The organism is Rhizobium aureum, from assembly GCF_030182495.1.
In the GTDB taxonomy this organism is placed as follows: Bacteria; Pseudomonadota; Alphaproteobacteria; order Rhizobiales; family Rhizobiaceae; genus Rhizobium; species Rhizobium tropici_C.
This window is the reverse complement of the sequence record NZ_JAQJCI010000006.1, coordinates 232,367-254,817: the sequence shown is the minus strand read 5'-3', so window position 1 is coordinate 254,817 and position 22,451 is coordinate 232,367. Positions and strand designations below refer to the sequence as shown.

Here is a 22,451-nt window from a genome sequence, read left to right as displayed (position 1 = left end):
GCACTCTCTTCCAAAAAGGATTCGTTCAATGTCCGTAACCGCCCGCAAACAGCAAGCCGCCGTTGCGCAAGCGCCTGCTCCCGCAAAGAGCCATGTCGTGACATTGGCGGTCCACCCGGCTCGGCGCATCGATCCAGGTCGTATCGCCGTCTCGGTCTTGCGCAGCGTCCTGCCGCCCCTGGTAGTCCTGGTGCTTCTGCTCGCTATCTGGCAGCTGCTCTGTGAGCAGCCGGGCGCAAGCCTGCCGCCGCCTTCGCAGGTCTGGCAGGACAGCTACGACCTCATCGTCTATCCGTTCTTCTATAATGGACCGCAGGATATCGGGCTTGCCTGGCGCGTGCTCGTCTCGCTGCAACGCGTCGCCTATGGCTTCGGCCTTGCGGCCGTTGCCGGCGTGCTGATCGGTGCGGTGATCGGACAATCGGTCTGGGCGATGCGTGGGCTCGATCCGATCTTCCAGGTACTGCGCACCGTGCCGCCGCTGGCGTGGCTGCCGCTGTCGCTCGCGGCCTTCCAGAATTCCAACCCGTCGGCGATTTTCGTGATCTTCATCACCTCGATCTGGCCAGTCATCATCAACACGGCGGTCGGCGTTCGCAACATTCCGCAGGATTATCGCAACGTCGCCAAGGTGCTGCGGCTGAACCAGATCGAATTCTTCTTCCGCATCATGGTGCCGGCGGCCGCCCCCTACATCTTCACGGGTCTTCGCATCGGCGCAGGCCTCTCCTGGCTAGCGATCGTTGCCGCCGAAATGCTAACCGGCGGTGTCGGCATCGGCTTCTTCATCTGGGACGCGTGGAACTCGTCGCGCCTGCCCGACATCATCGTCGCGCTCGCTTATATCGGCATCACCGGCTTTGTCCTCGACCGTCTGGTCGCAGGCCTTGGTGCTGTCGTGACCCGCGGCGTGACTGGCAATTGAGGAGAACAGGATGAGCGCCTATCTGAAGCTCGATCATATCGACAAGTATTTCGACCGCGGCGGCCAGCGTGCCGAAGTCCTGAAGGGCATCGAACTCGTCATCGACAAGGGCGAATTCGTGTCGATCATCGGCCATTCGGGCTGCGGCAAATCCACCCTGCTGAACCTCATTGCCGGCCTGACGCCGGTCTCTGCCGGCGCGGTGCTGCTTGAGAACCGCGAGGTGAACTCACCGGGTCCTGATCGGGCCGTGGTCTTCCAGAACCACAGCCTACTGCCCTGGCTCAGCGTCTACGAGAACGTCAATCTCGCCGTTTCGAAGGTGTTCCGTGGCACCAAAAGTAAGGCCGAGCGTCATGACTGGGTCATGCGCAACCTCGATCTCGTGCAGATGGCACATGCCAAGGACAAGCGTCCCTCGGAAATCTCCGGCGGCATGAAGCAGCGTGTCGGCATTGCCCGCGCGCTCGCCATGCAGCCCAAGATCCTGTTGCTCGACGAGCCCTTCGGGGCACTGGATGCGCTCACCCGCGCCCATCTTCAGGATGCCGTCATGGAAATCCATGGCCGCCTCGGCAGCACCATGGTGATGATCACCCATGATGTCGATGAAGCCGTATTGCTCTCCGACCGCATCGTCATGATGACCAACGGCCCGGCTGCCCATATCGGCGATATCCTCGAAGTGCCGATCCCGCGGCCGCGCAACCGCATCGAGCTTGCGTCCGACAGAACCTACCTCAAATGCCGCGAGGCCGTGCTGAAGTTCCTCTACGAACGCCACCGCTTCGTTGAAGCCGCGGAGTGATACCATGACCCAGAAACTCGTCATCATCGGCAACGGCATGGCGCCAGGGCGCATGCTGGAGCACCTGCTGGAAAAAGCGCCGGATCTCTATCAGGTCACGATCTTCAACGCCGAGCCGCGCGTCAATTACGACCGCATCATGCTGTCGCCGGTTCTTTCCGGCGAAAAGGACTTCGAGCAGATTATCATCCATGGCGACGGCTGGTACATCAAGCACGGCATCACCCTCTACAAGGGACACAAGATCGTCGCCATCGACCGGGTGGCAAAGACGGTCACCTCCGATCATGGCGTGACCGAGAGCTATGACAAGCTTGTCATCGCAACCGGTTCCGTCCCCTTCATCATTCCGGTTCCGGGCAAGGAATTGCGTGGGGTCATCACCTATCGCGATCTAGACGATGTGCAGGCCATGCTGCTTGCGGCTCAGTCGCGCGAGAAGGCCGTTGTCATCGGCGGCGGCCTGCTCGGTCTCGAAGCCGCCGCCGGCCTCAGCCTGCGTGGTATGGATGTCACCGTTCTCCATGTGCAGCCGACGCTGATGGAACGTCAGCTCGATCCGGCCGCCGGCTATCTCCTGCAAAAGGCCGTCGAGGAGCGCGGCATCAAGGTCATCACCAAGGCCAACACCAAGGCGATCATCGGTGATGGCAAGGTCGAGGGGATCGAACTCGACGACGGCCGCGTGATCCCGGCCACGCTCGTCGTCATGGCCGTCGGGATCCGTCCCAATGTCGGCCTTGCCAAGGAAGCCGGCATCGCCGTCAACCGCGGCATCGTCGTCGATGACGGCATGCAGACCTCGGACGGCTCGATCATGGCACTTGGCGAATGTGCCGAAGTTGGCGGCATGGTCTATGGGCTCGTTGCCCCACTCTACGAGATGGCGCGTGTGGCCGCCTCGCATCTGGCCGGCGATACGAGCGCCGCTTTCGTACACTCGGACACGCCGACAAAGCTCAAGGTCACGGGCATCGACCTGTTCTCGCTCGGCGACTTCGCCGATGGCGACGACCGCGAAGAGATCGTCCTGCGCGATGCGGCGGCCGGGGTCTATAAGCGCCTCGTGCTGAAAGACAACAAGATCATCGGCACCGTGCTTTACGGCGAGACGGCCGACGGCGCCTGGTTCAACGACCTGAAGAAGAAGGCGATCGATATCTCCGATATGCGCGAAACCCTGATCTTCGGCCAGGCCTATCAGGGAGGGTCACCGCTGGACCCTATGGCGGCCGTTGCAGCCTTGCCGGATGATGCGGAGATCTGCGGCTGCAACGGCGTCTGCAAGGGCAAGATCACCTCGACGATCACGGCCAAGGGCCTGACCTCACTCGACGACGTGCGCGCCCACACGAAGGCTTCGGCCTCCTGCGGCTCCTGCACCGGACTCGTCGAACAGCTGATGTCGATCACGCTCGGCGACAGCTACAATCCTGCCACCGTCCAGCCGATGTGCACCTGCACCGAGCTCGGCCATGACGATGTCAGAAGGCTGATAAAAGCCAAGGGCCTGAAGACCATTCCTGCCGTCATGCAGGAGCTTGAATGGAAGACCTCCTGCGGCTGCGCGAAATGCCGCCCGGCGTTGAATTACTACCTCGTCTGCGACTGGCCGGATGAATATGCCGACGACTATCAGTCGCGCTTCATCAATGAGCGCGTCCACGCCAACATCCAGAAGGACGGCACTTATTCCGTCGTGCCGCGCATGTGGGGTGGCGTCACCAGCTCGAACGAGCTGCGGGCCATCGCCGATGTCGTCGACAAGTTCGAGATCCCGATGGTGAAGGTCACCGGCGGTCAGCGCATCGACTTGCTTGGCGTGCAGAAGGAGGACCTGCCCGCCGTCTGGGCCGACCTCGGCAAGGCCGGTTTCATCTCCGGCCAGGCTTATGCCAAGGGCCTGCGCACGGTGAAGACCTGCGTCGGCTCCGACTGGTGCCGCTTCGGAACGCAGGATTCGACCGGCCTCGGCATCCGCATCGAGAAGTTCATGTGGGGCTCGTGGACGCCGGCGAAGGTGAAGATGGCGGTTTCCGGCTGTCCGCGCAATTGTGCCGAGGCGACCTGCAAGGATGTCGGCGTCATCTGCGTCGACAGCGGCTTCGAAATCCACTTCGCCGGTGCCGCCGGTCTCGACATCAAGGGCACGGAAGTGCTGGGCCTCGTCAAGACGGAAGACGAGGCGCTTGAACATATCGTGGCGCTGACGCAGATGTACCGCGAACAGGCCCGCTACCTCGAACGTATCTACAAATGGGCCAAGCGCATCGGCCTCGACGAAATCCGCCGCCAGATCATGGGTGATGCCGAAAAGCGCAAGGCCTATTACGAGCGCTTCGTCTTCAGCCAGAAATTCGCGCAGGTCGACCCCTGGTCCGAGCGCGTCTCCGGTAAGGACAAACACGAGTTCAAGCCGATGGCGACAGTCGGCTTCCCGCAGGCCGCCGAGTGAGGAGATGAATATGAATTGGATCGAAATCGGCGACATCTCCGACATCCCGCCTCGCGGCGCACGCTGCGTGAAAACCCCGCAGGGCAAGATCGCCGTGTTCCGCACGGCCGAAAACGAGGTCTTCGCCATCGAGGACCACTGCCCACACAAGGGCGGCCCGCTCTCGGAGGGCATCGTCCACGGGAAAGCCGTGACCTGCCCGCTGCACAACTGGGTGATCTCGCTCGAAACCGGCAAGGCACTTGGAGCCGACCAGGGCGAGGTGCGGACCATTCCCGTCCGCAACGAGGACGGCGCGCTTTTCATCGCGCTCGAAAGCCTGATGATGGCGGCGGAGTGACGATGACGGTGCGCGGGAAAAATCCCCCCCCTCTGTCAGCTTCGCTGACATCTCCCCCACAAGGGGGGAGATTGGCCGGAGCGAGACGTCACCTTTATCGAGCCAAAACGGAAAGATCGGCAAAAACGGCACCAGGTGATCTCCCCCCTTGTGGGGGAGATGTCCCGCAGGGACAGAGGGGGGTGTTCTCCCAGGCTCTAACCTTCATGGACGCAATCCATGTCCATTGAAACCAAAACCACCTGCCCCTATTGCGGCGTCGGATGCGGCGTCATCGCCAAGGTCGACCATGACGGCAAGGTTTCCGTCAAAGGCGACCCTGACCACCCTGCCAACTTCGGACGCCTGTGCTCGAAGGGCTCCGCCCTTGCCGAAACGATCGACCTCGACGGACGCCTGCTCCATCCGGAAATTGCCGGCCAGAGGGCAAGCTGGGACGAGGCGCTTGATCTGGTCGCGAAACGCTTCAGTGAGACGATTGCCGAGCATGGCCCTGATGCCGTTGGCTTCTACGTCTCCGGCCAGCTGCTGACGGAGGATTATTACGTTGCCAACAAGCTGATGAAGGGCTTTATCGGCTCGGGCAATATCGACACGAATTCGCGGCTCTGCATGTCATCCTCGGTCGCCGGTCATCGCCGCGCCTTCGGTTCGGATACGGTGCCGGGCACTTACGAGGACATCGAGCTTGCCGACCTCATCATCCTCACCGGCTCCAATCTAGCCTGGTGCCACCCGGTCATCTACCAGCGACTGGCGGCGGCAAAGGCGGCACGGCCGGCGATGAAGATCGTCGTCGTCGACCCGCGCCGGACCATGACCTGCGATATCGCCGATCTGCATCTGGCGATCCGGCCGGATGGCGACGTTGCCCTTTTCCTGGGCCTGTTCGAGCATTTGATCACAAGCAACACCATCGACCAGAATTACATTGCCGAGCATACCGGCAGCTTTGCCGAGGCTTTCGCCGCCGCCGGCGCCCTGTCGTTCAACCGCATGCTTGAACTGACGGGCTTGCCCGCCATGCAGCTTCGCGAATTCTACCGGCTGTTTGCACAGACGGAGAAGGTCGTGACCTGCTACAGCCAGGGCGTCAACCAATCCTCATCCGGCACCGACAAGGTCAACGCCATCATCAATTGCCATCTCGCGACCGGCCGCATCGGCCGGCCCGGCATGGGACCCTTCTCGCTGACCGGCCAGCCGAATGCTATGGGCGGCCGCGAGGTCGGCGGTCTCGCCAACATGCTTGCCGCTCACATGGCGATCGAGAATGCCGGGGATCGCGATCGCGTGCAGCGCTTCTGGCAGTCGCCGCGGATTGCCGGAAAGCCGGGATTGAAGGCGGTCGACATGTTTCGCGCCGTCGCCGACGGCCGCATCAAGGCATTGTGGATCATGGCGACCAACCCGGTCGTCTCCATGCCGGACGCCGATGCCGTCGAGGCGGCCATCAAGGCCTGCCCCTTCGTCGTCGTCTCCGACATCCTGCGCGAGACGGATACGACGCGGCACGCGCGTGTGTTGCTGCCCTCGCTGGGTTGGGGCGAAAAGGACGGCACCGTCACCAATTCCGAACGGCGGATGTCCAGGCAGCGCCGGTTTCTGGCAGCCCCGGGCGAAGCCAGGCCCGACTGGTGGCAAATGGCCGAAGTCGGCCGCCGCATGGGATTTTCCCAAGCCTTTTCCTTTCGTACGAATGCGGAGATCTTCGCCGAGCACGCAGGTCTTTCCGGCTTCGAAAACGAGGGAAGCCGGGACTTCGACATCGGCGCTTATCAAGCGATCGCCACAGAAGAATACGACGCGCTCACGCCGTTCCAATGGCCACAGCCAGCCGGGGCGGCACCACGGATCACCCGCTTCTTCGCAGATGGCGGATTTTATCACTCCGATCGCAAGGCGCGCTTCATCGCCATAGCCCCCCCGGCAACCGATCGAACCGATAGCCGCTTCCCCCTGACGCTCAATACCGGGCGCGTTCGCGATCACTGGCACACGATGACGCGCACCGGCAAGAGCGCGCGGCTATCGGCCCACATCGCCGAGCCCTTCGCCGAGATCCATCCGCGCGACGCGATCGAGATCGGGGTCGCCGAAGCCGGCCTGGTCGAAATCGAAAGCCCGCACGGCAAGGTGATCGTCCGCGCCTTGGTGACGGAGCGGCAGGCGCGCGGCAGCCTCTTCGTACCGATGCACTGGAACGACAGCTTCGCCGCCAAAGCCCGTATCGACGCCGTGGTCGCTCCCGTTACGGACCCGATTTCCGGCCAGCCCGCGTCGAAGAATATCGCAGTCCGCGCCCGCCGCTTCCAGGCCTCGCATTATTGCTTCGCGGTCTCAACAGCAAAGCCGCACGATCTCGACAGCGCCTATTGGGCGCTTGCCAGGGCCGATGGCGGCTGGCGGACGGAACTTGCATTCGATCTGGCGCCTGACGACTGGGTCGGCTGGTGCCGCATGACATTCGACATACCTGCCGATCTCGAGCCGCTCGGCTATGCCGATCAGACCTCCGGAGACCTGCGTCTTGCCTTCTTCGATGGCGAGCGGCTGCTTGCGGCTCTCTTCGTCGCGCGGCAGCCTGTAGCCGTGGCCAGAAACTGGGCGATCGCCCAGCTTTCGGCACCGCATGGCAATCTCAGCAAACGGTTTGCGCTCATCGCCGGCAGACCGGGAGCCGATACGATCGACGCCGGTGCGACGGTCTGCTCCTGCTTCGGCGTCGGCGTCAATCAGATCGTCGCGGCCATTCGGGGCGGTTGCCATAGCGTGGAAGCCGTCGGCAGGGAGCTCAATGCCGGAACCAATTGCGGCTCCTGCCGCGCCGAGATCCGCACCATCATCGACGGCTGTCTTGCCGCGGCGGCGGAATAATCGCCTTACCCTGAAAGCCCATAAACACGAGCATCCGCCATAGACTCCAGTTCCGCCTCAAGCCGAGCGGTGCTAGAACTACAAAAATAGACGCATGATTTCGCTTTCTTTTATACTCGGGGGAGGATGGGAGCGGATGGAGATTGCAGGCCAGAAGGTTCAACTCAGCTACGGCGTCGAGCCCGGCATACGTTTCGCGGTTCTTCTCGACGGCAATGGCGGCTGTCGCGAGATTGGCGCAGCCGGCCTGCAGAACTGGAAGCCCGCGGATGGCGTTCTCTGGGTCCATCTCGAGCGTAATCATGATGCTGCGGCAGCATGGGTAATGAGCAGTGGCGGCTTCGATCCACTCGTCGCCGATGCCCTGCTGGAAGACGAATCCCGCCCCCGCGTCGAGCCGGTTGACGACGGCCTGCTGATCATCCTTCGCGGCGTGTGCGCCGCTCCTCCTGAGGATGTCGAAGGCGCCGCGGAGGAGCTGGATCTCGTGCCCATTCATGCCTGGGTGGACGAGAACCGTGTCGTGACGCTTCGCGACAGAGGACATTACATCACAGCCCTTCGCGATATTCGCCAGGCGCTGGGGAAAGGCAAAGGGCCCAAGCGTACCGGCGAACTGCTTGCTCTCGTCAGCGACAAGCTCGTGAGGGACCTGGAGCCCGTTCTTGATCAGATGGATGAGGAAGTGGACGAGCTGGATGAGCTGATCTTCCATGGCGAAGCAGCCGAAGTCCGCGAGCGGCTGAAGCTGCTTCGCCGCCAGGCCGTGCAGCTGCGCCGTTATCTTTCGCCGCAGCGCGATGCCCTCACCCGCATCGAACATGACGACGCCCCCTGGCTTGCCGAGCGCGATAAACTCCGAATGCGCGAGGTCATCGACAAGCTGATGCGCTGCATCGAATATCTCGACGCGATCCGTGACCGGACAAGCATTCTGCACGACGACCTTTCCACCGTCATCAGCGAGCGCATCGCCCGCAACTCAAACCGGCTTGCAGCGCTCGCTGCGCTCCTCCTGCCTCCGAGTGTCGTCGCCGGTCTTTTCGGCATGAATGTCGGCGGCATTCCAGGCGTCAACGACACCTGGGCGTTCGTCATCATCGTCGCTTTGGTCGCCGTTACCTCCGTCATTACCCTTTATGTGCTAAAGCGCATCAATTGGCTGTGACTGCGGCGGAACCGTCGATGTCTTTGCAGCGTTCTCCATCAATTCCCGTGAAAAGGCTTTCACCATGCGCCGACAGGCATGCCTTCTCGCAATCCTTGCAGGGTTTTGTGCTGCAGCTCCCGCAGCTGCGGATGAGAGTGGATTTCTGGAACCGTTGAACGGCAGCTGGACGGGAACCGGCAAGGTGCTTCGAACAATCGGCAGCCCACCCATTAATGTCTCCTGCGGATTCGACATCAACGCACCGGGTACTTCGATTTCCATGAGAGGGAACTGCCGCGGCCTTCTCATCATCAGCCGTGCGATTTCGGCGCAGCTCACGGCCCGGGGAAACCGATATTCCGGCACCTATACCGGCCCATCCGGCGCGACATCGCAGCTTTCGGGCAGCAGGCAGGGCGATGTCATCAATCTGGCGGTGAACTGGGCTCGCCTCGTCAATGGCGACAGGAATGCCAATATGATCATCCGCAGACAGGGTAGCGGCCAGCTGACGCTGAGGACCATCGACAAGGATCCGACCTCCGGCCAATCCATCATTACCAGTGAGATCAACCTGCGCCGCCAGTAGCGATCCAGGCAGCCAAACAATCGGCCGATCGAAGTCTCGGCCCATCGAAGCCGGGCAATCGCATAGGGGCATGCCGGCGCCACAAGTTCCTCCCCTGAGGGAAGAAGGAATGCCCTGTCGATGGCAATCGGCCTGAGCTCCTGCCTTGCTTGACTTTGTGTGTCCAATATGAGAACATAAAGTGAACAAATGGAGATTTCCATGACCAAGGCAGAACAAGTCATCGAACGTGCAATGACCTTTGTCGCTGTCTCGAAGGCACTTCGGGAGCGCGAACAAGAACGGCGCGCCACCTGGACGCGCCGTGTCGAAATCAGCCGGCCGCTACCGCCCTTGCCGCGCGCCGTTCAGCTCTCGTTGAAACTCGACAGCTGAAATGGTGGGGGCGGTAACAGCACCCGGCAGGCTGTGAAGCGCCCGCCAAAAGGCGGGCGCACTGCTCTTGGATTGCTTCAGGCCTTGAAGAAGGCCAGCAGATCCGCATTGATGATGTCCGCATGCGTAGTGGCCATGCCGTGTGGGAAGCCCTTGTAGACCTTGAGCGTGCCGTTCTTCAGGAGCTTCGAGGAGAGAAGCGCCGAATCCGCGATCGGCACGATCTGGTCATCGTCGCCATGCATGACGAGCGTCGGCACTTCGATCTTCTTCAGATCTTCGGTGAAATCGGTTTCCGAGAAGGCCTTGATGCAATCATAATGGGCCTTGGTGCCGCCCATCATGCCCTGACGCCACCAATTGTCGATCACGCCCTGCGAAACGACGGCGCCGGGGCGGTTGAAACCATAGAACGGTCCCGCCGGAATATCGCGGAAGAACTGGGCGCGGTTGGCCGCAAGCGCGGCGCGGAAACCATCGAAGACTTCCAGCGGCAGGCCGCCGGGGTTCTTTTCGGATTTGACCATGATCGGCGGCACTGCGCCGATCAGCACAGCCTTCGAAACACGACCATGACCGCCATACTGCGCCACATAGCGGGCAACTTCGCCGCCGCCCGTGGAATGGCCAACATGGATGGCGCCCTTGAGGTCGAGATGCTCGGCAAGTGCTGCCACATCGGCGGCGTATGTATCCATCTCGTTGCCGGTTGCCGTCTGGCTGGAGCGGCCGTGGCCGCGGCGGTCATGGGCGATGACGCGGTAGCCCTGATGAAGGAAGAAGAGCATCTGGGCGTCCCAATCGTCGGAACTCAAGGGCCATCCGTGATGGAAGACGATCGGCTGGCCTGTTCCCCAATCCTTGTAGAAGATCTGCGTGCCGTCCTTGGTGGTGATCGTGCTGCTGCTCATTGTGTCCTTACCTTTCGAAGTTGGTTGCTTTGTAGAGGCTTGTGCAGGTTGAGCGAATGGGGTGATGGCTGCAGCGGCGGCAAGGCCGAGCCCGGCCGTCATAACGCCCCGGCGGGTAGCTTGATGGATCGACTGGCTCATTTCAATCTCCATTAAATGTTATTGCGCGATTTATTATCGCGATAAACATATGCATAAGACCTTTCTTTTGCCTTGTCTACCTAAAAAATATCTCGCAATCATTTATCGCGATAAATAAATAGTGTTGCGATGGCGGCGCAAAGACAGGCAAAACAAACACTCGCCACCCGATCTCGTATGGATCAAGGCTTGGCACGCCCTTGCGCGTGAAAACTATTGCATCGGCCTATCGGCAAAATGCGATATCGCGAATTCCGCAACTCTCGCATTCGACTTTCTGGCATCGTCGAGCCAGAAGGGGAAAATCTGCCACTGATGGATCATGCCCGGCCAGATTTCCAGATTCACGCTGCCACCTGCCTGACGCACCTTGTCCGCCAGCCTCGTGCTGTCGTCGAGCAGCGTCTCGCGCGAACCGACTTGTATCAGCAGCGGCGGAAAGCCGGAGAAATTGCCATAGAGCGGCGATATGTCCGAATCGTCGAGGGATCGATCCCGAACGAATGCATTGCGGATGAGGGTGAGCTCGTCCTTGCCCATGAATGGATCCTCGGACGCATTGGTCACCAGCGAGGCTCCTGTTCCCGCAAAGTCGGTGACCGGGCTCATTGCGACGATAGCCGCAGGCAGCGGCCCTCTCAGGTGGAGCTGGTTGAGAACGACCTCGATGGCCAAGGTTGCGCCGACCGATTCGCCGGCAATAACGATATTGCCGGCCTTGTATCCCGACGTCAGAAGCCAGCGATAGGCCGCAACGGCATCGTCCCTTTGCGCGGGAAAGCTACTCTCCGGCGCAAGGCGATAATCGATCAGCAGGACATCGGCCGATGCCGCCTTGGCAAGCGCGCCCGCGATGTTGATATGCGTTCGGAGCGAACCGCTGTAGAAGCCGCCGCCATGCAGGTAGAGAACGGCGCGCCGACCGATCGGATGATGCAATCGCGCGGGCCATATCAAATCGCCATCGACACCATTGGCATCGACATGCCGTATCTGCACGCGCATCGGACCTGGCGTCGATGCCATGAGCCTTTCGAAACCGGCACGCCGCTGCACAAGGTCCGCGCCTGACATGGCATTGCTGTCGCGCAATGTGCCTATGAGCTTTTCCACTTGCTCGCTCGACGCCTTGGTCTGCGGCGCCATCTCGGATGTCTCGGCAGCGACAACCGGGAATATCGGAGAAAGACTTGCGCTGATCAGGCCTGCGCCGATCAGGATTGTCGTCGCCATGAAGACGCGTGACACACAGCGAAATGATCGGAACCAGTTCATCAAATGAGCTTTTTTCCCCGCAAGGCCGTGGACGATGTCATGATCCCACGGTCGCAGAAAAGCTATTTGTGTCAAGTATGATGGGTGACGTGAGACTGGAATTCCATTTGCCCGTCCGCCCATCACGACCTCGACATGATCAACCTACGATCGCCTCCCTATCGGCGCTCCGTTTCATTCAGGTGACAATGCCGGTGGACAAATCGATGCTCATCCGGGCTGGTGTCGGGCGGCCGCAAGGCGAGCCATGATCGCCTCTCGCGCCGTCCTCGAGCCGGCAAGGCGCGCCTTGGTTCCTGCTAGCACCTCGGCGCTGGCCTCTTCCGGCAATCCGGAATGAAACGGCGGCTCCGGCGCATATTCCAGCGACAACTGGATGCCTTCGGCTTCCTCCCGGCCACGCAAGGCGGCAACGATCGTCAGTCCGAAATCGATGCCGGCAGTCACGCCGCCCGCCGTAAGGAGATTGCCGTCCCGCACGACGCGCCCCGGCGTGGCGATGGCTCCGAAACTCTCGAGGAAATCGCACGCATTCCAATGGGTCGTCGCCTTCTTGCCCTTGAGCAGACCGGCCGCGCCGAGGACGAGAGCCCCGGTGCACACCGACGTCACGAAGCGGGCTCGGGCTGCCTGCTTCCGGATGAAACCGAGGACCGCTTCATCCTCCAGCAGTGCATTGACCCCGACGCCTCCGGGGACGCAGATCACATCGAGCGGCGGGCATTCGGCAAACGTCGTCGTCGGTTGCAACACCAGCTTCGTCGCCGAAACGACAGGCGACGCATCCTTCCAGATGAGATGCACCTCGGCATCATCCATGGAGGCGAATACCTCGTAAGGTGCGGTCAGATCGAGTTGCTGGACGCCTGGAAAGGCAAGCAGGCCGAAGCGAATGGTCATGACATGTCTCCGATGATTGATTTTTCCAAACCTATGCGACAACGATCTGGCATATTTGCCAAACCACCGTCATTTCTTGCCAATCATGCGCCGCATCGAAATTCTCGCTTTTGACAACGCCCAGCTGCTTGACATTACCGGCCCGCTGCAGGTCTTTACCAGCGCCAACGAGGCGGTGCTCGGGCTCGGTCGGCCGAAACCCTACGAGGCTGTCGTGGTGGCGGAACACACGCAGACCCGAACCAGCTCGGGCCTGGCGCTCGTGACCGCGCCGCTTAACGATACCGGTGGTCCGCTCGACACCTTGATCATCGCCGGCGGCTGGGGCGTCAATAAAGCTTGCGACAATCTCGGCCTGATCGAATGGGTACGCCGGCGAGCCGTGAGCGCCCGGCGGATAGCTTCCGTCTGCAGCGGCGCCTTTCTGCTTGCAGAAGCCGGTCTTCTGGACGGGCGACGGGCGGCGACCCATTGGAACCGTTGCGAAGAATTCGCCAGGCGCTTTCCGCAGGTGAAGCTCGAGCCCGATCCGATCTTCGTCCAGGACGGGCAGATCTGGAGTTCCGCCGGCGTCACCGCCGGCATCGATCTTTCCCTCGCCTTGATCGAGGCAGACCTTGGCCGTACGCTGGCACTTTCGGTCGCGCGCGAACTCGTCGTCTTTCTGAAGCGTCCTGGCGGTCAGGCGCAATTCAGTACGACGCTAAAGCTTCAGGAAGGCGGCGAACGCTTCGACCGTCTGCATGGCTGGATCATGGACAATCTGCGCACCGATCTTTCCCTGCCGGCGCTCGCCGAGCAGGCGAATATGAGCGCACGCAGCTTCTCGCGCCATTACCTGAAGGCGACCGGGCGCACGCCCGCGCGAGCCGTCGAGGAAATCCGCATCGAAGCGGCCCGCCGCCTTCTGGAGGACGGCCTGAGCGTGCATCAGGTACGCATGCGCTGCGGCTTCACATCGGAAGAGACCATGCGCCGCAATTTCATGCGGAAATTCGGGACCACGCCGCAGGCATTTCGCGACCATTTTGCTTAAGGGTTGACTGCGACGGCCAACATTTGCCCGCACCTCAAGCGAAGTGGCCTTTCTGCATAAATATGGTCGCTGCGCTCTTTCCCCGACATTCGAAGTCGGCGTAGGCTGCAGCGATCGGAATCCACACAAGGCTTAAGCAGGATGGCGACCCATCGTTTCATTCCCAACACCTATCACAATATCATCGGTTCGCTGCCACCGGCCTTGCATGTTGCCGATGGCGATACGGTTATTACCGAAACGCTCGATGCCGCCGGCTACGACAAGCATGATGTCCGCCAGATATCCGGCCCCAATCCGATGAACGGCCCGATCTTCGTCGAGGGCGCTGAGCCGGGAGATTCTCTCAAGGTCGAGATCGTCGCAATGGTGCCGACGCGCGATACGGGCTTCACCGGCAGCGTGGTCGCCGCCAATGTCGTCGATCCACAGGATGTCCGGGCGCTACCGGCACGCGAGAAGGTGATCTGGCAGATCGACCGCCAGAATCTCACGGCACGATTGGCCGAACCGGTGGCGGGTCTCGAAACCCTTACGCTGCCGCTCGCTCCGATGATCGGCTGCTTCGGGGTCGCACCATCGCTTGGCCAGGCAATATCGACCGCCACCAGCGGCGAATTCGGCGGTAACATGGATTATCGGCTGCTCGGACCGGGCACGACCGTCTGGTTCCCGGTCTCAGCACCCGGGGCGCTCTTCTTTCTGGGCGATTGTCATGCGGTGCAAGGCGACGGCGAGATCGTCGGCACCGGGATCGAAACCACGTTCGAAGTGACGGTGCGCCTCAGCGTCGAAAAGAAAAGGACGATTATCTGGCCACGCGGCGAGACGACGGAGGATATCTTCACCATCGGCAATGCCCGGCCGCTCGATCAAGCCCTGCAGCATGCCACCAGCGAAATGCTGCGCTGGCTCGGCTCCGATTACGGCCTCGACAAGACGGCGGCGAGCCACCTTCTCGGCCAGGTGGTACGCTATGATGTCGGCAACGTCTTCGACCCTGCCTATACCATGGCCTGCCGCGTTTCGAAAAACTGGCTGAAACGTCGATAAAGCGCCGGCCTGATATCAGCCTGCATCCTGCGACAGGTCACGCCTCTGGCGTGACACGTTGCTCTCCTGCCGCTCGCGCGCCATGCGGCTGACGGCGGCCCGCAATTGCGGATGACGCGACATGAAGAGATTGAAGTCACGGCGGTCCAGCACGAAGAGCTGACAGAAATCGACGGCGACGACGTCGGCCGTGCGGCGTGCGCCGGTCAGTAGCGCCATTTCGCCGAAGAAGGAGCCGGCGCCGAGCCGGATCTCGTCATCCTCCAGCTGTACCTCGACCGCACCGGAGGCGATGAAGAACATGCTGTCGCCGCGATCCCCGGTTCGAATGACGCGGTCACCCGGCGAGGCCGATCGCGGCCGGAAGAGCAGCAGCAGCTCCTCATGCTCGTTATCGTCAAGTTCGGCAAACATCGGGAAAGTTTCGATGAGCTGCTCGATTTCGAGATGATGCTGGCGATCGCGCTCCTCGCGCTGCTTGTTGATCGCGGTCAGTTGACGACGCAGGCCGTCCTGCTTGGCCATGCCGTATTTATTTGCCAGGAACGGCCAGCGGGCAAAGGTCCACTTTTCCAGCTTCTCCGTGGCGTAGAAGGCCAATGGATTGAGCGTGATCGACAGGATCGCGCCGGCAAGGATGAGATCCTGCCCTTCCCGTGTCAGCAACCCCAGCGAAACGCCGAGCCCCGCCAGAATGAAGGAGAATTCGCCGATCTGTGCCAGACCTGCCGCAACGGCAAAGCCGATGCTGGCGGGATAGCGCAGCAACAGCACGACGCCGAAGGCGATCAGCGACTTGCCCAGCATGATCAGCGCAAGTACGCCGATGATCATCAGCGGTTCGCGGATCAGGACCGAGGGATCGAAAAGCATGCCGACGGATACGAAGAACAGCACCGAAAAGGCATTCTGCAACGGTAGCGAGTCGGCTGCCGCCCTGTGGCTGAGATGCGATTCACTCATCACGAGGCCGGCAAAGAAGGCACCCAGCGCAAACGACACGCCGAAGATTTCCGCAGCGCCGAAGGCAATGCCGAGCGCGATCGCCAGAACCGACAGCGTGAAGAGCTCGCGCGAGCCTGTGCGGGCAACCGAGGTCAAAAGCCAAGGCACCACGCGCGGCCCGATGAAGATCGCAACGGCTGCGAAGGCGGCCACCTTGAGGAGCGTCATGCCGATCGTCAGCCAGATCGAGCCGGAAGCGGCATGTTCGCCCGCATCGACGTGACCACCCAGAACGCCGGCAAAAGCAGGCAGCAGCACGAGCGCCAGCACCATGGCCAGATCTTCGACGATCAGCCAGCCGACAGCGACGCGGCCATTGGTCGAACTGACCAGATTGCGCTCTTCCAGCGCCTTCAACAGCACGACGGTACTGGCAACGGCAAGGCTGAGACCGAAGACCACGCCGGCGCCGACGCTCCAGCCCCATAGCGACGTCAACCCGACACCCAGCACCGTCGCGATTGCGATCTGTCCGATGGCGCCCGGAATGGCGACGCCGCGCACCGCCAGAAGGTCGGCGGCGGAGAAGTGCAGGCCAACGCCGAACATCAGCAGAATGACGCCGATCTCGGCCAACTGCGACGCCAGCGACACATCGGCGACAAAGCCCGGTGTCGACGAGCCGATGATGACACCGGCCACCAGATAGCCGACCAGCGGCGGCAGATGCAGCCTGTCGGCCAGATAGCCGAAAATGGCCGCGAACACGAAGCCGGCGGCAATCAATGCGATCAATGCAACGTCGTGCGGCACGGCGGTCCTTCCCGTTTCACGGCGTTAAAGCCTATTCCCTCTGTTGAAGGCTACCTAGCATCGCTTTTGCCGGGCCGTCTACCGGGTCGTATGCAACTGAGGAAAAACATCGCCTTGCCGATACACGGAACCCGGTATCAGGCTCAAGGCAAGGCGATGTGACAGCTGAAGCTTACTGATCCAGAACGATCTGCAACTTGACGTCCGTAGGCCGTGCCTCGACGGCTCGGTCGAAGGCCTTGATGGAATCCTCGAAGACAAAGGTTTCCGAGATCAGCGGCTTCAGATCGACGCGGCCGGATGCGATCAGCGCGATGGAACGTTCGTACTGATGCGCATAGCGGAAGATCGTCTCGATGCGAATTTCCTTGGTCGAAGCCGTCGAAACGTCGAAGCCGACCGGATTGACCGGCAAGCCGACGGCAACGATGACGCCGCCGGGACGCGGCAGTGCCATGACGGTTTCCCAAGCCTTCGGCGAACCCGAGCATTCGAAGACGACATCGGCGCCCCAGCCGTCCGTGAGCCGGCTGACCTCTTCCACCAGGTTGTTCTCGCGAATGTTGACGGGGATGACGCCCTGATACTGAGCGGCGATATCGAGCTTTGGCTGGGCAAGATCGGCAACGATCGCCCGTGCACAGCCGCCGGCAAGTGCTGCGACCGCAACCATGATGCCGATCGGACCGGCACCGAGCACGACAGCGGTGTCGCCGGGCGTGATGCGGGCCTTGGTCGCCGCCTGCATGCCCACCGCGAAGGGCTCGACCATCGCACCTTCCGCAAAGCTGACATTGTCGGGTAGCCTGAAAGTATAGTTGGCCGGATGAACGACGAAGGGCGTGAGAACGCCATGGATCGGCGGTGTCGCCCAGAAGGTGACGGCCGGATCGACATTGTACATGCCGAGGCGGCTAGCCTTCGAATTGGCATCGGGAATGCCGGGTTCCATGCAGACCCGGTCGCCGACTTTCAGATGCGTCACGCCGGCACCGACTTCGACCACCGTGCCCGCTGCTTCATGGCCGAGCACCATCGGCGCGTTGACGACGAAGGGGCCGATTTTGCCATGCGTATAGTAGTGCACGTCGGATCCGCAGACGCCGACGGTATGGATCTTGATCTTCACCTCGCCTTGCCCGACCTCCTGCGGCAGATCGATATCGCGGATCGACAGTTCATGCTGACGCTCCAAAACTAGGGCACGCATCTTGCTCATCGCCTCTTCCTCTTTCCAAGCAACCAACGCCCCGCTGACACAGGGACGAAACCTTTGTCCGTTATATCGTGTGAGCTGACGTCACAAAACGATCTTTAAGCGATGCCGATAAACTTCCGCCGCCCTCCTGCAGGCAACAGTTCATCAGCATTAATATTAGGAATTCCTTATTCTTTAGCTCCCTATTGCCAATATTGACTGGAGTTCCATTTCTTGCCTTTCTAATAATAGAGAAGGAGGGGCTCATTATGACAGTATATGATTGGACCGGTCAGCGCGCCCGCCGGATGAAGATGCTGCGTGCGGCAAGCTTCGCAATGCTTCTGATCATCCTGATGGCGATACCCGTGATATTGCTGCACTACAACATCATCGAATACCCGCACTGACCACTTCGGAAAGACATGATCGTCAAGCCGCCTTCCTCGCCATTTTCGGCTTGCGCGAGACATTGTCACCTGCCCTGCGGTCCAGCGGCAGGCAGTCCAGTACGGCTAGCAGCGCAATGATACCCAGCATGACGAAAGCCAAGCGGAATTCGATGGCAACGACGCCGCTTGCACCAAGCGGCGCGCTGATTGCCTGGCCGATGCGGATGCCGATGGCGCCGACGGCGATGCCCATGCCCATGGTCAGCTGAAAGGCCGTGCTGAACAGCGTGTTGGCGCCTGTCATCTGCAGCGGCGGAATATCGGCAAAAGCGATCGTATTCAGCGCGGTGAAGTGCATCGACCGGCACATGCCGCCGATGAACAGCACCGGCACGATGAACCAGAGAGGCGTATCAGGCGAAAACAGCGCACAGGCCGCGATGAAGATGGCATTGAGGATGCCGTTGACGATCAGGACCGGCTTGAAGCCGAAGCGGCGCAGGATGGGCGTTGTTGCCGGCTTCATCGCCAGATTGCCGGCAAAGACGGCGAGCGTCAGCATGCCGGCGTGAAAGGCGCTGAGCCCGAAGCCGACCTGTAGCATCAGCGGCAGCAGAAAGGGAACCGCACCGATCGCGGTGCGGAACAGCGATCCGCCTGAGATGGTGATGGCGAAGGTAGGCAGCTTCAGCCCCGAGAGATCGATGAGCGGATGCTCCGTCCGGAGAAAATGGAATACGGCAACGGCAAGCAGGACGAAGCCTGCAAGCACATAGGCCCAGGCCTCCAGCCATAGCGGTTCCGGCCGCCCGATCAGCTCCAACCCATACATCAGGCTCGCCAGACCAATGCCGCTGACGATGAAGCCGATCCAATCGAAAGGCGGACGCGCCGTACTCTTGGTTTCGGGAATGAGCATGAGCGAAAAGACAAAGGCGAGAATGCCGAGCGGCAGATTGAGGAAGAAGATCCAGCGCCAGCTTGCATGGTCGGTGATGAAGCCGCCGAGCGGCGGCCCGAGGATCGGCGCCACCAGCGCCGGCCAGGTGATCGTTGCGATAGCCGAAATCAGCTTGTCCTTCGGCGTGTTGTTCAAAACGACCAATCTGCCCACCGGCACCATCATCGCCCCGCCGATGCCCTGCAGGATGCGCATGGCGACGAAGGAGCCGACACCATTGGCAAAGCCGCACAGGACCGAGGCGAGCGTGAAGACGACGACCGCCGTCGTGAAGACAAGCCGCGCGCCGAAACGATCGCTGATCCAGCCGCTGATCGGAATGAAGACGCCAAGCGTCAGCAGATAGGCACTCATGCCGATATTGAGATCGACGGGGCGGGCACCGAAGGAAACGGCCATCTGCGGCAATGCAGTCGCGATGACGGTGCCGTCGAGATTTTCCATGAAGAAGGCACCTGCCACCAGCAATGCAATCAACAACGACCGGGACCCGGTCTCTTGTCGCTCCTCCCTGTGCCCACGCGTGGACATGTCATTCATCTGTCGGCCACTCCGAATCCGCCTCGCACCCGAATGCATTTAATCGGTTCGGGAACGTTTACGATAGGCCGAAATCGTCCCATCAATCGATTGGGCGATCACGTTTCGCGAAGCGGAGGGCACGCAATTTGATCGGCAAGCCGACCGCTCTCGATCCAAACACGCGTCATGCGAGGCGTGCCGGCAGGTTCATGTTGGTGAACGGAGCGATCAATCCGCCGCCAGTAGGCATGCATGCGCAAGACATGCTAGGGTTTTTCGTCGGAAGAAGGCCGCAGGGAGAACTACAGGATCAACGTCATAACAATATGGAACAGCCCCAAACTAACCGAGACACGGTTTTAAGCCTCCCAATGGGTCTAGGCTGACGAGTGTCTTCGCAACGGCGCATCAATAAGGAACAAGAGCCCCATAATGAAACATGGCCACGACGCATTGATCCCCCCGGCGACGCCGGAGTCAAAACTGATCGTAACCCAATCGCCCTTCGACGCCTTTGTGCGAAAATACGGTACGATCCCGCGGCGCGGCGTCTTCGGCTATTTCGTCCATGAGCTCGGCCGCCGTATCGTGCGCAGCGACTATCCTGTCGGCACGACGCTGCCGAACGAACCGGACCTCGTCGAACAGTTCGGCATCAGCCGCACCGTCATTCGCGAAGCGATGAAATGCCTTGCCGGCAAGGGGTTGGTGGAGATCAAGACCCGCGTCGGCACACGCGTCAAGGAACGTTCCAACTGGCATCACCTCGATACGGATGTCATGGTCTGGTACTACGAAACCGGCCCATCGGTCGAAATCATGCGTTCGATCAAGGATTTGCGGCTGGCGCTCGAGCCGGAAGCCACCGCCCGCGCAGCTCTGCGCCGCACCGAGAGCGACATTGCCGCGATCAGTTCCGCCTACGAGGAGATGGCGTCCACCATCGGCGACGTCAATAGCAATGCCGATGCCGATCTGCGCTTCCATACGGCGATCTTCGCCGCCACGCACAACATGATCTATTCGCAGCTGATCGACCTGATCGCCGTCGGGATCTACGCCAACCGCACTCTTTCCGGCCAGGAAGACATAGCCGAAGGCCAAAAGCGTGCCCTGCCCCTTCATAAGGCCATCCTCGACGCCATCGTCGCGCAGGATACGGATGCTGCAATCAAGGCATCGAGAAACCTGCTGGATGCCTGGCTTGCCCGCGACTACGGCTTCTGACGCGGGTTAGTGAGTCATCGCATCCCGGGCATCCGTCTTGGGGACGGACGATCCGCGACCAGCGTCACGCGTGACCGGGATAAGCCAAATGGTCGCGCAGGTCGTCAAGGCGACGATGACGACGCCCCAGAAACTCCAGTGCAATGCGGCATTGAAGACGCCCCGAATTGCGGGATCGCCGACAAGATCGGAAAGGCCGGTCGGCTGGTTGAGGATATCGTGGAGCTTCGCTGCCAGCTCACCGCTGCCGTAATGCGCGATACCGATATTCATAATCGCACCGAGCGCGGTTGCGCCAAGCGTGTTGCCGAGACTGCGTGAGAAGATGATCGATGCGGTGGCACTGCCGCGCATCGACCATTCGACGCTTTCCTGCACCAACACCACGCTGGTGAGGCTGATAAGGCCCATGCCGAAACCCATCAGGAACGAGCCGATGCCGGCAATCAGCGGACTGCTTTCCGGTGTCAGCAACAGCAGGAAGAGCGAGCCGAAGGGAAACATCAGACTGCCGGCGCGCAAGGTCGTGCGGATACCGAAGGTGCGGAAGAAGCGGCTTGCAAGCATGACGGCGAGTGGCCAGCCGACGATCAGCATGGTGAGCGTAAAACCTGCCTCGAGCGGCGAACGGCCGAGCACGCCCTGAACGTAGATCGGCAGGACCGTGGTCAGACCGATGAGCGCCATGCCGGCAAGCAGGGTGGCAGCATTGCTGGTGGCAATCAGCCGCCGGCTCCAGAGAGCGATCGAGATGATCGGCTCAGGCGCGCGCCGCTCCTGCCGCAGGAACAGGACGCCGGAGACGACGAAGACGATCGCAAGGGGACAGAGAACGGCAAAGCCCGCATCGGTCTCCGTCAGGATCACGAGCAGCGACACGATGGATATCGAAAACAGGATGGTGCCGAGATAGTCGATCTTTGCTTCGCGCGGCGTGATGGACTCATGCAGAAAGATCATGAAACCGGCAATGGCGAGTACGCCAAGCGGAAGGTTGATCCAGAAGATCCAGGCCCAGGAGAGGTTGTCGACAATGATGCCGCCGGCAAGCGGGCCGATGACAGCGGAGATCGCCCAGACGCTGGCAAGCGCACCCTGCACCTTCGCACGCTCTTCCAGCTTGTAGAGATCGCCCACGACCGTCATCGTTACGGGCTGAATGGCACCCGCACCAAGCCCCTGCAGCAGCCTGAAGACGATGAGCGAGGCCATCGACCAGGCAAAGCCTGCAAGCGTCGACCCCAGCAGAAAGATGAGGATGCCGCAGACGAGCATGGGCTTGCGGCCGAAAATGTCGGAGAGCTTACCATAGATGACCGTCGTGGTGGACTGCGCCAGGAGAAAGGCGGAAAAAACCCAGCTGTAATAGGTGAAGCCGCCGAGCTGGCCGACGATACGCGGCATGGCAGTCGCGACGATTGTCGCCTCCACAGCGACCATGAAGGTCGCGAGCATGATCGAGACAATGACCAACGGGCGTCTCGAGCGATCGACCGTGCTGGACATGGCATTCCTTTCTGACTGCTGCACCCGATGTCGAAGACGCACAGGCCGCGAT

Annotated in this window: 19 protein-coding genes; 12 read left to right on the top strand and 7 right to left on the bottom strand. The window is 61.1% G+C overall.

Going from position 1 to position 22,451, the window contains the following annotated elements:
* The first annotated feature begins 28 nt into the window (after positions 1 to 28).
* The 8 genes from ntrB (at position 29) to PH552_RS17295 (ending at position 9,519) form a co-directional block, all read left to right on the top strand.
* Positions 29 to 925 (top strand): nitrate ABC transporter permease, encoded by an 897-nt coding sequence (ntrB, locus tag PH552_RS17330; protein ID WP_112342319.1) that lies wholly within the window; start codon positions 29 to 31, stop codon positions 923 to 925.
* Between the two features lie 10 nt (positions 926 to 935).
* On the top strand, positions 936 to 1,733 hold the full coding sequence (locus PH552_RS17325) for an ABC transporter ATP-binding protein (protein ID WP_183764048.1): 798 nt from the start codon (positions 936 to 938) through the stop codon (positions 1,731 to 1,733).
* A gap of 4 nt (positions 1,734 to 1,737) precedes the next feature.
* Entirely contained in the window at positions 1,738 to 4,188 is a 2,451-nt protein-coding gene (gene nirB / locus PH552_RS17320) for a nitrite reductase large subunit NirB (protein WP_112342321.1), read from the top strand.
* Between the two features lie 4 nt (positions 4,189 to 4,192).
* Entirely contained in the window at positions 4,193 to 4,528 is a 336-nt protein-coding gene (nirD, locus tag PH552_RS17315) for a nitrite reductase small subunit NirD (protein WP_112342322.1), read from the top strand.
* A 219-nt stretch (positions 4,529 to 4,747) separates the two neighbouring features.
* Positions 4,748 to 7,405: a nitrate reductase gene (locus PH552_RS17310; RefSeq protein ID WP_145644626.1), complete on the top strand. Its 2,658-nt coding sequence runs from the start codon at positions 4,748 to 4,750 to the stop codon at positions 7,403 to 7,405.
* A 136-nt stretch (positions 7,406 to 7,541) separates the two neighbouring features.
* Positions 7,542 to 8,573, top strand: coding sequence for a zinc transporter ZntB (locus PH552_RS17305; protein WP_112342324.1), 1,032 nt, complete (start codon positions 7,542 to 7,544; stop codon positions 8,571 to 8,573).
* Between the two features lie 262 nt (positions 8,574 to 8,835).
* A complete protein-coding gene (locus PH552_RS33760; protein WP_348647368.1) occupies positions 8,836 to 9,144 on the top strand; it encodes a hypothetical protein in 309 nt (102 codons plus the stop codon).
* A gap of 201 nt (positions 9,145 to 9,345) precedes the next feature.
* Entirely contained in the window at positions 9,346 to 9,519 is a 174-nt protein-coding gene (locus PH552_RS17295; RefSeq protein ID WP_015342656.1) for a hypothetical protein, read from the top strand.
* 77 nt (positions 9,520 to 9,596) lie between these two features.
* On the opposite strand, the gene PH552_RS17290 is transcribed toward PH552_RS17295, so the two are convergent.
* From PH552_RS17290 to PH552_RS17280, 3 genes are all read right to left on the bottom strand, one after another.
* On the bottom strand, positions 9,597 to 10,430 hold the full coding sequence (locus PH552_RS17290; RefSeq protein WP_112342326.1) for an alpha/beta fold hydrolase: 834 nt from the start codon (positions 10,428 to 10,430) through the stop codon (positions 9,597 to 9,599).
* A 354-nt stretch (positions 10,431 to 10,784) separates the two neighbouring features.
* Positions 10,785 to 11,717 carry an alpha/beta hydrolase gene (locus PH552_RS17285; protein WP_246698597.1) on the bottom strand — a complete coding sequence of 311 codons (933 nt, stop codon included), beginning with the start codon at positions 11,715 to 11,717 and terminating at the stop codon, positions 10,785 to 10,787.
* Between the two features lie 339 nt (positions 11,718 to 12,056).
* Positions 12,057 to 12,746, bottom strand: a complete 690-nt coding sequence (locus PH552_RS17280) for a DJ-1/PfpI family protein (protein ID WP_183764040.1) — start codon at positions 12,744 to 12,746, stop codon at positions 12,057 to 12,059.
* 85 nt (positions 12,747 to 12,831) lie between these two features.
* Here PH552_RS17280 and PH552_RS17275 point away from each other — a divergent pair, with 85 nt between their 5' ends.
* Both PH552_RS17275 and PH552_RS17270 read left to right on the top strand, forming a co-directional pair.
* Positions 12,832 to 13,782, top strand: a complete 951-nt coding sequence (locus PH552_RS17275) for a GlxA family transcriptional regulator (RefSeq protein ID WP_183764037.1) — start codon at positions 12,832 to 12,834, stop codon at positions 13,780 to 13,782.
* 141 nt (positions 13,783 to 13,923) lie between these two features.
* Entirely contained in the window at positions 13,924 to 14,835 is a 912-nt protein-coding gene (locus PH552_RS17270) for an acetamidase/formamidase family protein (protein WP_183764034.1), read from the top strand.
* 15 nt (positions 14,836 to 14,850) lie between these two features.
* Here PH552_RS17270 and PH552_RS17265 read toward each other — a convergent pair whose 3' ends face one another.
* Together PH552_RS17265 and PH552_RS17260 are read right to left on the bottom strand one after the other, a co-directional pair.
* The gene (locus tag PH552_RS17265; RefSeq protein WP_183764031.1) at positions 14,851 to 16,593 is read right to left on the bottom strand and encodes a cation:proton antiporter domain-containing protein; all 1,743 of its coding nucleotides are present in this window, start codon (positions 16,591 to 16,593) and stop codon (positions 14,851 to 14,853) included.
* Positions 16,594 to 16,765: 172 nt separating this feature from the next.
* Positions 16,766 to 17,812: an NAD(P)-dependent alcohol dehydrogenase gene (locus PH552_RS17260; protein ID WP_183764028.1), complete on the bottom strand. Its 1,047-nt coding sequence runs from the start codon at positions 17,810 to 17,812 to the stop codon at positions 16,766 to 16,768.
* Between the two features lie 248 nt (positions 17,813 to 18,060).
* Here PH552_RS17260 and PH552_RS17255 point away from each other — a divergent pair, with 248 nt between their 5' ends.
* Positions 18,061 to 18,201, top strand: coding sequence for a hypothetical protein (locus PH552_RS17255; RefSeq protein WP_162943969.1), 141 nt, complete (start codon positions 18,061 to 18,063; stop codon positions 18,199 to 18,201).
* Between the two features lie 22 nt (positions 18,202 to 18,223).
* On the opposite strand, the gene PH552_RS17250 is transcribed toward PH552_RS17255, so the two are convergent.
* A complete protein-coding gene (locus tag PH552_RS17250; protein ID WP_210278914.1) occupies positions 18,224 to 19,684 on the bottom strand; it encodes a DHA2 family efflux MFS transporter permease subunit in 1,461 nt (486 codons plus the stop codon).
* 414 nt (positions 19,685 to 20,098) lie between these two features.
* Here PH552_RS17250 and PH552_RS17245 point away from each other — a divergent pair, with 414 nt between their 5' ends.
* On the top strand, positions 20,099 to 20,893 hold the full coding sequence (locus tag PH552_RS17245; protein WP_112342333.1) for a FadR/GntR family transcriptional regulator: 795 nt from the start codon (positions 20,099 to 20,101) through the stop codon (positions 20,891 to 20,893).
* A gap of 6 nt (positions 20,894 to 20,899) precedes the next feature.
* Here the strand turns inward: PH552_RS17245 and PH552_RS17240 are convergent, their stop codons facing one another.
* Complete coding sequence (locus PH552_RS17240) at positions 20,900 to 22,399, bottom strand: MDR family MFS transporter (RefSeq protein WP_285166196.1); 1,500 nt, start codon at positions 22,397 to 22,399, stop codon at positions 20,900 to 20,902.
* Positions 22,400 to 22,451: the final 52 nt, after the last annotated feature.

Coding starts and splice junctions, on each gene's coding strand:
- ntrB (WP_112342319.1), top strand. CDS start 29: ATGTCCGTAACCGCCCGCAAACAGCAAGCCGCCGTTGCGCAAGCGCCT.
- PH552_RS17325 (WP_183764048.1), top strand. CDS start 936: ATGAGCGCCTATCTGAAGCTCGATCATATCGACAAGTATTTCGACCGC.
- nirB (WP_112342321.1), top strand. CDS start 1,738: ATGACCCAGAAACTCGTCATCATCGGCAACGGCATGGCGCCAGGGCGC.
- nirD (WP_112342322.1), top strand. CDS start 4,193: ATGAATATGAATTGGATCGAAATCGGCGACATCTCCGACATCCCGCCT.
- PH552_RS17310 (WP_145644626.1), top strand. CDS start 4,748: ATGTCCATTGAAACCAAAACCACCTGCCCCTATTGCGGCGTCGGATGC.
- PH552_RS17305 (WP_112342324.1), top strand. CDS start 7,542: ATGGAGATTGCAGGCCAGAAGGTTCAACTCAGCTACGGCGTCGAGCCC.
- PH552_RS33760 (WP_348647368.1), top strand. CDS start 8,836: ATGAGAGGGAACTGCCGCGGCCTTCTCATCATCAGCCGTGCGATTTCG.
- PH552_RS17295 (WP_015342656.1), top strand. CDS start 9,346: ATGACCAAGGCAGAACAAGTCATCGAACGTGCAATGACCTTTGTCGCT.
- PH552_RS17290 (WP_112342326.1), bottom strand. CDS start 10,430: ATGAGCAGCAGCACGATCACCACCAAGGACGGCACGCAGATCTTCTAC.
- PH552_RS17285 (WP_246698597.1), bottom strand. CDS start 11,717: ATGGCGCCGCAGACCAAGGCGTCGAGCGAGCAAGTGGAAAAGCTCATA.
- PH552_RS17280 (WP_183764040.1), bottom strand. CDS start 12,746: ATGACCATTCGCTTCGGCCTGCTTGCCTTTCCAGGCGTCCAGCAACTC.
- PH552_RS17275 (WP_183764037.1), top strand. CDS start 12,832: ATGCGCCGCATCGAAATTCTCGCTTTTGACAACGCCCAGCTGCTTGAC.
- PH552_RS17270 (WP_183764034.1), top strand. CDS start 13,924: ATGGCGACCCATCGTTTCATTCCCAACACCTATCACAATATCATCGGT.
- PH552_RS17260 (WP_183764028.1), bottom strand. CDS start 17,812: ATGAGCAAGATGCGTGCCCTAGTTTTGGAGCGTCAGCATGAACTGTCG.
- PH552_RS17255 (WP_162943969.1), top strand. CDS start 18,061: ATGACAGTATATGATTGGACCGGTCAGCGCGCCCGCCGGATGAAGATG.
- PH552_RS17250 (WP_210278914.1), bottom strand. CDS start 19,684: ATGAATGACATGTCCACGCGTGGGCACAGGGAGGAGCGACAAGAGACC.
- PH552_RS17245 (WP_112342333.1), top strand. CDS start 20,099: ATGAAACATGGCCACGACGCATTGATCCCCCCGGCGACGCCGGAGTCA.
- PH552_RS17240 (WP_285166196.1), bottom strand. CDS start 22,399: ATGTCCAGCACGGTCGATCGCTCGAGACGCCCGTTGGTCATTGTCTCG.